The following is a 12241-nucleotide window of genomic DNA, read 5'->3' on the forward strand; positions in this document are numbered from 1 at the left end:
CTTTCTCTGTCAAACGATTTTAGATTTTAGATTTTAGATTTTATCCACAGATAAATCTGGGTTTTCACTAACATCTAAATCTTATTTTCCTGTCAAACGATTTTAGATTTTAGATTTTATCCACAGATAAATCTGGGTTTTCACTAACATCTAAATCTTATTTTCCTGTCATTAGATTTTAGATTGAATCCACAGATTAACTTCAGAGATGAATCTGAGGGCTTGAACTAATATCTAATTTTTTTTGCTTTCCACGACGACAGAAGTCGAGGAATTGCATTTGTTTTTGTGTGAGGTCAAACCAGCGAGTAAAAACCTAAATTCTTTACTCTAATTAAACCTTTCTAGTTGCTATCTTGTCCTGCCAAAATTGGACGAATAGCAAACACCAAAGGTCTGGTCTCGAAGTTTTGGAATCGAACTTCTAGAGCATAAGTCTTGTTCGGTTGTGGGTCAAACAACTCCACACTTAAATGCCCGGAATTCGGACGATGTGCAGTTGCTTCGGCATCTCCTCCCTTGAGTTCCAAACTTCCTCCCCCCGGAAATTGGCACTCCACTCTTAAACACGGCATTGGCTGTTCTCTGTTGGGGTTCGACAGGTATTGAGCCTCCAAACTCAGCGAACCCAAACCTGTCAGCCACTCTCGCGAAACCGGCGGCTGATTCACAGGACAATCCAAAGTTAGAGACTCCATGATTTCCTTGGCGGCCAACAGCGACAGCACCATTTGTTGATCGGTACTCGCCGCTTCGTAAGTCGGGAAATCTTCTAAATCTAGAAATCCCCGCAAAGAACCTCTGAGCACTAAACCAGCTAATTCGTTGAGTTCCTGAGAATGGCCCGGAAATAAGCCATCTACAGCGCGAACTAATTTCGAGCCTTCCCGCAGCGACGACATTACCAGTTCCTGACAAGGTTCTAGCAGTTGAGCAAAAACCCCTTGGGCGATCGGAATTGGCAGGCGGCCCCACCTGATATTTTGTAGTTGGGGAGTCCAGACGTGCAGGGGGGGAACCCATTGCGGGGCTACATCGTCTGGGTAATCGTGGTCGTAGCTTTTGAATTCTGTTTCCCAGGGGAACAGTGGCGGGTTGGATTCAATTTCGGCTCTAAGCCTTTGTTTTAACAAGGTCTGAAAACGGTCTTGCACGGTCGGTATATCTCCAATTGTCTGCGGTTGTGCGGGTGCATTGCTGTGCGCCCCCACTTGATAGTCCAGCGGGTCTGGTTCGTCCCATTCCCAGTATTCCACCCCGGAATTCTCTTCTGTAGCGCCCCACTCTTCTGAGCGAGGGGGCGGATTGAGGTTTTCCTCATCTTCGCTAGAGGCATTGGCGATGGGCGCCTGTAATATCCAGTCTAAAAAATGACGCTCGAAAGCCTCTGCATCCCTGTTCGTTTCGTTATTCATCACTAGATGCCCCTTCTCCGGAATCTGAACGATTTCGTAATTCCCAGGCAAGTTCCAGCAATTTAAACCACCGTTTCTGTACCTGGGCGACCGTGCTGCCGAGGGTTTGCGCGATCGCTGGCTCTGACAGACCTTGTTGTTTCAACTTTAGCAAACGCTGTCCCTCTGGACCTATTTGCTCGCCAAAAACCTGCCACTGAGAAGGCAGCAAACCCAGATTGCGGTCTAAGTCTGCTTCCAGCCACTGGTGAACGAGTTCCCAGCGGTGCGACATGGCGAACCTGAGCAAATGATACTTGAAGCGCTGCTGCAAATAGTCTCTTTGGCGGGGAGTTATGCCCAAAAGCGACTCTATTTCATTAGTCGGCAAGTCTTGCAAGCGCAGCACGAAGTAATCGGCACAGTCTTGTTGATTGCGCTCTTTCAAGTAAGCCACTAATTCGTCAATCACGTTTTGCCGCAGAGATTCTGACTCGTCACCTAGCGGACGAATTGCCGCCGAACCCTGTCCGGCCATCGCTTCCCGCACCGAGTGTACGGAGGTGTCGTTCCAAGTTTGGTCGGAATCTGAAGCCCCTCCGTCGGCGGCTTGTTCCATATCTACGGAGGTTTCTTTGGGCTGCTGCTGGGAAAATGTTTGGGCCCGTAAAATAATTAGTTGCTGGCTGCGGTTCCGAGGTAAAGGTATGCGCCGCTTGCCGAAGCGCTCTACAAAAGCCATGTACTCTGCTAGTTCTAAGCGAGTGCGGGGACTGTAGGTTGGTGGTAGTTGGGTTTCGCGCCGGAATGCCTTTAAAGCTTCGAGATAAAATCCTTGCAAAAAATCTTTGATCAGTTCTACTCGCCCCTGATAGCTAGACTGCACCTGCGGAGGAGTGATGTAGCGATAGACGATCGCGCTGAGGGTACTGTGCAATTCTACTCGCCCGGGTCCGGAGCCTAAATTGTAATAATGTAGGCATTGTTGCAAGCGGTGCTGAGCAAGGCTCTGGGCTGAACCTTCTATATCTCCGGAGGCTTGAATCCGCTGGCTTTCAGTGCATATCCTGTTGACTTCTGCTGCGAGTCGCCCTGCTACATCTTGGCAGTTCTGCTCAGACGCGCGAGTGGACTTTTTGAGTTCGTCTAACAGCAGTTCAAATATGGTTTCCACGCTCTGGCAGATTTCCCGCATGATGGTTTACAGCTAACAATGAAAATACCACAGTTATTGACACTCCCCGGCCTAAAGGCGCGAGGATTCTTGGATCAATCAGTCGATTTGCTCGTTGATGCTGCCATCAAAGAGTAGAGATCGGTCTGTCCCCAAGCGTTGATTTCGGTGTGCCCCACCGTATTTAAATTGATACCTGCCTGCTTCAATCCTTTAGCAAGAATATTTCTACCAGCATTACGATCGCGATCTAGTATCGTTCCGCAACCACAAATATGGGTGCGGGTTGACAGCGTTTTCTTAACAAGATTGCCACAATTTGAACACTCTTGGGAAGTGTACTGAGGTGGAACAGCAATTATAGTTTTGCCATACACTTTCCCAAAGTATTCCAACCATTGAGAAAATTGTGACCGCGCGGAGTCGCTAATTGATTTAGCAAGTTTATGGTTCTTAACCATATTTTTAACCTGAAGTTCTTCGTAGGCTACAAAATCGTTAGATTTTACCGCGCCGGGCGTCGTCTTTATGGCGAAGTCTTTACGCTGCCTAGTGACTTTCAAGTGTTTTCTTGCTAACTTGTTAATCGCTTTTTTCCGATTGCCAGAACCTTTCTTCTTTCGAGAAACCCGCTTCTGCAATCTTTTCAAAGCCTTTTCACTTTTTCGGAGATAGCGAGGGTTGGGGACCGTTTCGCCATCGCTGTCGGTATAAAAGTGATTTAACCCCACATCTATCCCAATAGTTTTGCCAGTAGAAATGAGTTCCTTTTTTCGCTCTACGTTGATGCAGAATTGGGCGTAGTATCCATCGGCACGACGCACAATTCTGATTTGTTTAATCTCACCGGCTGCATAAAAATGCAAATCCCGACTACCGATTAGTTTGAACTTTCCATCACCAAAACCGTCCTTAAGTGTCAAGCATCTTTTGTCGGTAGAAAGCCCCCAGCCTGTAGTTTTGTATTCAACGGAGCGAGTGTGCTTCTGGAACTGCGGGTATCCCTTTTTCCCTGGTTTCTTAGCTTGGCAATTAGCAAAGAAACGTTGGATAGCAAAAATGGCACGTTGGGCCATCGCTTGACGTGCCATCGAATTAAGCTTACCTGCCCATTCAAACTCTTTTGCCATGATGGCGCATTGTTTGTACAGATCAACTAGCTTGACTCCTTGATTGTCTATCCCGTATCTAACAGTTTTGTTTCGGACAAATTGAGCTGTTCTGATCATCTCGTCGATGATCCGATATTGCTTCGCTTTGCCTTTCAACTTAAACTCTAAAACTATCATGATAACAGCTTATCACTTTTATGAAAACTTTTGCTCGCAAAATCTATATGTTTAACAATTTTTTACGCCTTGCGGAAATTAAAGCCGTCCTAGAAGGACGGGGCTTTAGACCCAATTTTTTGGTAAAAGTATGGATCGATCTTTCCTACCGCTACTTTAGCCCGTATTCCCCACATAGGACAAACTGTAATGCTCTCGATCTCCTCCTCGCTGCAAACACTGATGACTGCTTTTTTTTATCTGTCCTGGACGCGCCATCCGCTAAAAACCAGGTTTCAAGAGTTGTCACTGCCACGATGGTTCATCAGAGGGTCTGGTTTGACAAAGCCTTCATGCACCTGCTGGCCCAAAACGCTACACTGCGGTTGATAGCTTCGGCAAGCGTGCTGTCGTGGTCACAGCAGCAAGTGTTCTTGAACGTGAAGCGATCAAACAGGTTCTCTCTTTCGGTCTACCAGATGGGACAAAGGGTTTCACGGCTGTATTCGATCGACAAGCGATCGAATACAGCGGCCATCCTATTGGTTGGCTCAATTGGTATCGACGGTTGAGCAAGGACGATCGGCGATTATCGGCTTCCTCACAGCCCACGATCTACATCTCCCTAATTCGGCTTATCGCTCTTGTGTCAATCTCCGAAGATTATAATCCCTAAAAATTGCTCAAACCCAATTGCCGTAGATGGATAGAGCCCGTGCTGCTCGACTACCCTTAATTGTATCGATGAATATTGCGGTTTTTATTGAAATTTGTTTTTAGATGTTAAAAGTTTTGAGGCATTTAAGCATCTACATCTAGGGATGCTCTCCTCTATACCGCATAAAACTCAACTAGCGATTGCCAAAGTGGTAGGATTAGCTAATGAACAATCCTTACATCACTTTATAACTCAATCTTATGGGCAAGTTCAGCATTTAAGAAACCCACGATTATCTTTGTTTATATAAGCCGAGTTTAACACTATTAAGGGTTCCATCCTAGAAATGTTTCTACTTTCCGGGCTGAACCATTTAAGTAGTCTGCCCCCACTTTTGCCATAAAGTCTCGACCGCTCTCGCCCGTCTGTTTCTTGGGAGCATCCTTGAACGTCGATTTCACGGTTTCAGTCAATATTATTTCTAGCATCCCCATCACAGAGGTCAGCAACGCTCAGGTCAGAAACTCTGTTTCCTAGCCTTCTAGAATAACTGGGGTTATATTTAATTGCAAGTCCCCTATACCGTCATTTAAAGCAGCCCGCACAATTAAGTGTGTGGGATTTTGGTTAACTTGGACATAAATTCCTTGATTATTACTAACAATCAGAGTGCAGCCTTTTTCTCTAGCGGGATTGAGGGGGATTCGCCGGCAGCCCAATCGCTGTGTTCGCTAAACAAAGGCAGTCCGGAACAATAAGTTTCATGGCATCTATCTAAGGGTATCTATATTGCGATAAATTTAACCGGAAATCCAGATATTTTACTAAAGTGTGAGGGTCTTCGATCGTCCTCTAGGTTGATGTAAGTGGCTGGCGAAATTTGTTTTAATAAATATAAAGTTAGAGTTGAAGGAACCATTTCAATGCGTAAGTTAAACATAGGTCTATCTGACGAGCAGCGTGCAGGCGTTATCGAACTATTGAATCACGACCTGGCAGATGCTTATCTGCTGTTAATCAAAACCAAAAAGTATCACTGGGATGTAGTGGGCCCGCAGTTTAGATCGCTCCACCAGTTGTGGGAAGAACACTATCAGGCCTTAACACTAAATATCGATGCTATGGCCGAACGGGTGAGAACTTTAGGTGGCTATCCAATTGGTACTGCTGAGGGTTTTCTGAAGTATGGCTCGATTAAAGAACATATCGGCGATTTGCCTTTGGCTACGGAAATGGTATCGCGTTTAGTTGACGACCACGAACTGATTATTCGCAATCTCCGCCAACACGTCGAACAGTGCGGTGAAGAGTTTAAGGATGACGGAACCGCAGACTTTTTGACTGGTTTGATGGAACAGCACGAACAAATGGCTTGGATGTTGCGATCGTTTATTGAAGGGGAATCTCTTTCGCCAGACGGCCAGCAGCCACAAGCTCAAACTCCTACAGCTTCTCACGCTTAGAGAGCAATACTGAAGTGGCAAATAGTTATCTACACTTACCTATACTTATTTAGTTTAGGTAAGTTGACTGTGGCTTACACTCCGTGCGATCCATACTTGAGAACCTTTGGCGATCGGGGGATAGCCTACTTAACTTGGGGATTAGCTGTCTACCCAATAGCGTAGGAAAGTAAATACTACTTATCTCATCTAAGCCTAAGGCGAAGAAAGATAAGTTTGGATAGGTTTTACGAAGCGGATTAGGTAGACGGAAGAAGTCCGATGTCAGTCGGAAGGAGGAAGAAGGAAGAATGGAAAATTTAGATTTTTTTATTTAACCCTCTTTCCTGATTGTCGATCGAGCAACCAGACACAATTAAACGCCCTCTAGCTTCCTCAAAAACCCGGTTTATTCAAAAAACCGGGTTTTTCAATGTTGGGTTTATATCATGTCCGCTCGATCGCCCATAATACATAGGGGCCCGTTTGTGAGATTGTTCGTTTTTGGCAAATATTATTGGCTCACGGGCCCCTACAGGAATCAGGGTAATCCACCGGACAAGATATTATTTAGATTTTCGATTGGCTAAACTGTTGAATCGCATTCTTTCGTATACCTGCGACGGCAGTATGGTGTGAACTTTGGTTCGCGTCTCAATCCTAGCAAGTGTCGTCCCTTCACCCGATTCTGATGCTTGTTGTAACTCTACCGCTGATTCATTTGGTGCTGGAACTATTATTTTTAATATACTTTCTATTGACAACAGATACAAATTGTGGCGCAAAAGTGCCATTAATAAATCTTCTTTGAAAGCTCGATACAGCCAAGATAATGTACTCCGGTGATTGCCACTGCGGTTGCTTTTTACAGCTAAGTAAATGTAAAAATTGCTGCTAGACCAACGATAAATTCTGCTGGGTATTTCGGGATGTTGTTGCCGGACATCTGCCATAATTAAAGAGTGAGATTTTGCCATGGCTGCATAGTTGGTAGACATACTGCTGATAATCTGGCGGTAGCCAACTAAATATTTTGGCACTACTTTAAATTGATAATGTTCGGCTATGCGGAGGTGAAGTTCCCAGTCTTCGCAGCCTTGAGCGTTTTCTAGTTTAAGTTTGCAGTTGTAACCGCCGACTTTTGCAAAACAAACGCGGCGGATTAGAGATGAGCTGGAGTTACCTATAAAATATTTATAAACTAATGCTGTGTAAACTTCTCCTTCGATGGTAGAGTTGTAAAATCCACCTGTGAGCAAGTCTTTTTCATTTATATCAACTGACCAGGAATACACGACTCCGACAGAGGGTGCTGAGGAAGTCAGGCATTTTACTTGTTTTTCTAGGTTTGGCGGATACCAAATATCGTCGGCATCGATGGGAGCAATATATTCGCCTTTGGATGTTTCAATTGCTAGGTTGCGGGCGGCGGCGACGCCGGCATTTGACTGCTGCAATAAGCTGACTCGGCTATCTTTTTGAACAAAAGATTTTACGATTTCTGCTGTTGTATCTGTAGAGCCGTCATCAACTACTAAAATTTCTATGTTTTGATAAGTTTGAAATAAGACCGATTCTAAGGTTTTAGCAATAAATTTTTCAGCGTTGTAAGCTGGTATGATGACTGAAACTAATGGCTGATTAAAATTGTTTTGGGAGGTGTTCATGTAATATAAAAACTTGTTTATGTAAAAGTTTTGGCTCAAAGGGAGCTAGCTAAGGGTTATGTTAGCAAATTACGGAAGCTCGATCGTACACCCTCGGAAATTTTAAGATGTATATTTTATATATATTGCCAAAAATTATAAAATGTGCATTGACACTGCCGTCGGGATACAGACTTGGTGCAGGAGCCACTCGCGGATGAGCTCTGTAAAATAAACTGTACAGGGCTTGCCCTGACAGCAGACGGATTCCAGTGTAAAGTATGTTGTATTTTATACTGTATACGTACTATAAAGTCAAAATCTTGTGCCTTGAAACACAGCAGTACAAAAGGCTGCTGGGGATTTTTGTAAGGTTTACAAAAACGCTGATATATTTAAAGATTTAATAAAGCTTTTGTATGCTTCAGGTCACTCTCAGCAAGATCTGGCGTAGAATACAGGCATGAATGGGGAAAAAAATGAATCGAGAACGCCAGGAAAAAATATAGTTGAATACAAACAGAAATCGAGTTATAAATAAAAAAGTAGAGCTGATTTTACCCTTCGTAAAGTAGCACCAATAAATCTCAAGTAAATTTTTGCCCCTGCAATTTAAACAATTTAGGTGATGATTCCTACCGCCGACCCCACTGTATCCGTCATTATCCCAGTTCACAACGGGGGCGCTTTCTTCCGCACCTGTTTGTCAAAACTGGCTCAAACTGTACCCAGACCGATGGAGATTATTGTAGTAGCAGATGGCGAAAGCGACGGTTCCTGGCGCCTGGCCAAGGAATTCGGCGCCAAATTAATCAGAATTCCTGAGTCCGGGGGCCCAGCCCGAGCGAGAAATTTGGGAGCGCAAGCTGCGAAGGGAGATATTCTGTTTTTTGTGGATGCTGATGTCGCTGTATGTCCAGAAGCTGTGGCCTATGCGATCTCGGTGTTCAAAAATAATCCCTACTTAGCTGCTTTCATCGGCTCTTACGACGATGAGCCTGGAGATCCCGATTTTCTATCGCAGTACAGGAACTTGCTGCACCACTATGTGCACCAAACAGGTAACGAAGAAGCTTCGACTTTTTGGGGAGCTTGCGGAGTGATTCGCCGGGAAATTTTTTTGCAGATGGGTGGTTTTAATGAGAGTTACCGCGAACCTTCGATCGAAGATATTGAGCTAGGCTACCGTTTGAAACAAGCAGGTTATAACATTCGGCTGTGTAAAACATTGCAGGTGAAGCATTTAAAGCGGTGGAAACCGATGGGGATGGTGAAAGCTGACTTTTTCTACCGAGCGCTGCCTTGGACAGAACTGATTTGGCGCGATCGCAAATTGAATAACGACCTCAACTTGCAAGTTTCGAACCGTATCAGCGTGATTTTAACTTATGCAGTGCTACTGGCAGTGTTGGGGACGTGCTGGTCGCTCAACAGTCTGCTACTGGCTGCCTTGCTGGCAATACCGCTGCTAGCAATTAATGCACCGCTTTACCAATTTTTTTACCGCAAACACGGTATCGTATTTGCCCTGAAAACAATTCCTTGGCACTGGCTTTTCTACTTTTATAGCGGACTGGCATTTGCGATCGGCACAGGCCGCCACTTATTATACCGAAAAAAGCCCTTGACGGGCAAAGTTAGCTTGCCGGTATCCGCTCAATAAATCAAGGCAAATTGTCCTTCAACATCCGGTAAATTGATAGTTTATCAGGGGATTCACGGGTGCATCTATCGATTTTAGGAGTGATAATTATCATTGTAGGGTTCGAGAAAAAAGCTGGAGGTAAGCTGAGTGAAACATTATCCTGTTGCGATCGTCGGTGCAGGCCCTGCGGGCTTGACTGCAGCTTACGAGCTAGTCAAACAAGGCATCATCCCTGTTGTACTTGAAAAAGGTGATAAAGTTGGGGGAATAGCTCGCACAGAAACCTACAAAGGCTATCGTTTCGACATTGGCGGTCACCGCTTTTATACTAAAGTTGAAGCCGTGCAGCAGTTGTGGCAAGAGGTACTGGGAAATGAGTTTATTAAAGTGCCGCGATTGTCGCGAATTTTTTATAGAGGTAAATTTTTTAACTATCCGATCAGTGCCTTCAATACTCTCTTTAATTTGGGGATAATTGAGAGTGCGCTCATTATTTTGAGCTATCTGAAAGTTAGAATATGGCCGCTTCGGGAAGAGAAAACTTTTGAACAGTGGGTGATAAATCGTTTTGGCGAACGCTTGTACAAAACATTTTTTAAAACTTACACTGAAAAAGTTTGGGGCATTCCCTGTTCGGAAATTCAAGCAGATTGGGCGGCGCAGCGGATTAAAGGACTGTCGCTGACGACAGCAATTATTAATGCTTTGTTTGGTAGCAATGACACTAAAACATTAATCAAAGAGTTTGACTATCCGGCTTTGGGACCGGGGATGATGTGGGAAAAGTTCGCGGAAGCTGTGGAGAATAAAGACGGCAAAGTTTATCTGGATACTAAAGTTATTAGCTTGGAGCGTGAAGGTAATAAAATTAAAAGTATTACTGCAGATCACAACGGAGAATTAGTTCAATATTCTGCGGATAATTTCATTACGAGTATGCCGATATCGGCGCTGGTAGCAAGAATGAAACCGCAGCCGCCAGAAGAGGTGCTGCACGCCGCCCGATCGCTCAAATATCGAGATTTTTTGATTGTAGCGCTGATTGTCGATAGCAAGGATTTGTTTCCTGACAACTGGATTTACATTCACTCCCCCGAAGTCAAAGTTGGACGAATTCAAAACTTTAAGAATTGGAGCGCCGCTTTAGTTCCTGATGTCAGCAAAAGTTGTTTGGGAATGGAATATTTCTGTAGCGTAGGCGACGAGATTTGGGAAATGTCGGACGCGGAACTTGTCGAATTAGCAACTCGCGAGTTGGTGGGTTTGGGGTTAGCAACAACTGCTGATGTGGAAGATGGAGTTGTCATACGGCAACTTAAAGCTTATCCAGTTTATGATGGGGAATATCGAGGACACTTGCGGGTACTTGAAGGTTTTTTGAAGGGAATTGAGAATTTGCAGACGATCGGGCGCAACGGTATGCACCGATACAACAACCAAGACCATTCTATGCTGACGGGAATTCTGGCTGTGAGAAATATTCTCGGCGAAAAGCACGATTTGTGGGATGTGAATACTGAGCGATCGTACTATGAAGATTTTAGTGTCGATCGCTCAAAAGAAAAGAAGGATTCGGATTTGATTTCGCAGTCAAGCTGATATTTGGGAACTGTAGTTGTGACAATCTGAGTTAACTGAGACTTGAAATGGCTCACGCCCGTTCATATTTTCCGCATAATCTTGTACGGGCAATCCCCCGGGTAGGTACGGGGGGACTCCCCTACATCTACTACAACCTATTTAGGTGCTCTGAAGTGGAAATATTGTATATGGATTAATTAAGCTGACCATTTTTTTCACTTTTGACTCCTCGCAGTCGTTTTTCTATGCTCCAAAGACTATACGTACATAACTTCAGATGCCTGGAGAACTTTGAACTGATTCTCAAAGAGATGCCATCCTCCCTTTTAATTGGGAAAAATGGTGCAGGTAAATCAACGATCCGTGTTGTATTGGAAATCCTTCAACACATCGGTCGAGGCATTAACAGAATGCGTGAATTTGATAAAAATCATCTTGGTCTTATCGATCCGAAAGATTTCAATCGAGGCAGGTCTGATGTTCCAATTCGATTTGAGATAGAAGTATTACTTGATAATAAATTATACAAATATATCCTGGCATTGGAATTACCAGAAAACTTTAGAGAGCTTCGAGTTTTTGAAGAGCAACTGTTATTTTCAGGACATCCAATTTACTCTCGCAAGGAAGCCCAAGTCACTCTTTACACCAGCCCGCGAAATCCTGAAGCTCAGTTTCTGGTAGATTGGCATCTCGTTGCTCTTCCAGTCATTCAAGAACAATCAGAAACCGATCCGCTTCGTATTTTCAAGACTTGGCTGGCGCGCACGATTATTTTAGCCCCGATTCCAAGCCTGATGACTGGAGACTCAAACGGGGAAACGTTGGAGCCAAAACGAGACGGTTCAAATTTTGGGGAGTGGTTCTCTGGGTTACTCAGTCGCTACCCTGCTGCCTACACACAGGCTTACAGATACCTCCAAGAAGTTATGCCTGACTTTCAGGATTTTCTGAATGAACAAATCGGGAAAGACTCTAAAAGTATGGTGGTTCGGTTTGAATCAAAGAATGCCAATCTGAGTGTTGACTTTAAAGACTTATCTGATGGGGAGAAATGCTTTTTTCTTTGCGCTGTTGTCTTAGCTGCAAACAAATACTACGGGCCACTTTTTTGCTTTTGGGACGAACCTGATAACTATCTTTCCCTGTCAGAGGTTGGACATTTTGTTACATCACTGCGACGATAATTTAAAAATAGCGGTCAGATTATAGCAACCTCACATAATGAGGAAGCAATCAGAAAGTTTTCAAATGAAAATACCTTTGTACTCCATCGAAAAAGTCACTTAGAGCCAACCTTAGTTAGGTTGCTCAGTGATATACCTGTCAGTGGGAATCTTGTAGATACCTTGATTCTTGGAGTTTAGACTAAGCACAAATTGACTCAGCTAACGCTGAGCATAAATTATGGTGAATTTAGAGAGAGATTCCCA

General features: G+C 44.2%; 9 protein-coding genes. 5 read left to right on the plus strand and 4 right to left on the minus strand.

Features of this window, described 5'->3' with window-relative positions:
- Window positions 1–344: 344 nt before the first annotated feature.
- The 3 genes from QUB56_RS03920 to QUB56_RS03930 all read right to left on the minus strand — a co-directional run bounded on the left by QUB56_RS03920 (window position 345) and on the right by QUB56_RS03930 (window position 3857).
- Window positions 345–1415 (minus strand): hypothetical protein, encoded by a 1071-nt coding sequence (locus tag QUB56_RS03920; RefSeq protein WP_332953336.1) that lies wholly within the window; start codon window positions 1413–1415, stop codon window positions 345–347.
- The gene (gene hetZ / locus QUB56_RS03925; RefSeq protein ID WP_332953338.1) at window positions 1408–2589 is read right to left on the minus strand and encodes a heterocyst differentiation protein HetZ; all 1182 of its coding nucleotides are present in this window, start codon (window positions 2587–2589) and stop codon (window positions 1408–1410) included. Before hetZ ends, QUB56_RS03920 begins: the two co-directional genes overlap by 8 nt.
- A gap of 74 nt (window positions 2590–2663) precedes the next feature.
- On the minus strand, window positions 2664–3857 hold the full coding sequence (locus tag QUB56_RS03930) for a transposase (RefSeq protein WP_332953339.1): 1194 nt from the start codon (window positions 3855–3857) through the stop codon (window positions 2664–2666).
- A gap of 20 nt (window positions 3858–3877) precedes the next feature.
- Here QUB56_RS03930 and QUB56_RS03935 point away from each other — a divergent pair, with 20 nt between their 5' ends.
- Complete coding sequence (locus QUB56_RS03935) at window positions 3878–4408, plus strand: hypothetical protein (RefSeq protein ID WP_332953340.1); 531 nt, start codon at window positions 3878–3880, stop codon at window positions 4406–4408.
- Between the two features lie 1009 nt (window positions 4409–5417).
- A complete protein-coding gene (locus QUB56_RS03945) occupies window positions 5418–5957 on the plus strand; it encodes a Dps family protein (protein WP_332953341.1) in 540 nt (179 codons plus the stop codon).
- A 545-nt stretch (window positions 5958–6502) separates the two neighbouring features.
- Here QUB56_RS03945 and QUB56_RS03950 read toward each other — a convergent pair.
- Window positions 6503–7603, minus strand: a complete 1101-nt coding sequence (locus tag QUB56_RS03950) for a glycosyltransferase family A protein (protein ID WP_332953342.1) — start codon at window positions 7601–7603, stop codon at window positions 6503–6505.
- Between the two features lie 607 nt (window positions 7604–8210).
- Between QUB56_RS03950 and QUB56_RS03955 the strand changes: the two genes are divergently transcribed.
- The 3 genes from QUB56_RS03955 (at window position 8211) to QUB56_RS03965 (ending at window position 11995) form a co-directional block, all read left to right on the plus strand.
- Entirely contained in the window at window positions 8211–9245 is a 1035-nt protein-coding gene (locus QUB56_RS03955) for a glycosyltransferase family 2 protein (RefSeq protein ID WP_332953344.1), read from the plus strand.
- Between the two features lie 129 nt (window positions 9246–9374).
- The gene (locus tag QUB56_RS03960; RefSeq protein ID WP_332953345.1) at window positions 9375–10826 is read left to right on the plus strand and encodes an NAD(P)/FAD-dependent oxidoreductase; all 1452 of its coding nucleotides are present in this window, start codon (window positions 9375–9377) and stop codon (window positions 10824–10826) included.
- Window positions 10827–11053: 227 nt separating this feature from the next.
- On the plus strand, window positions 11054–11995 hold the full coding sequence (locus QUB56_RS03965) for an AAA family ATPase (RefSeq protein WP_332953348.1): 942 nt from the start codon (window positions 11054–11056) through the stop codon (window positions 11993–11995).
- The last annotated feature ends 246 nt before the right edge of the window (window positions 11996–12241 follow it).

The organism is Microcoleus sp. AR_TQ3_B6 (assembly GCF_036702785.1).
Taxonomy (GTDB): Bacteria; Cyanobacteriota; Cyanobacteriia; order Cyanobacteriales; family Microcoleaceae; genus Microcoleus.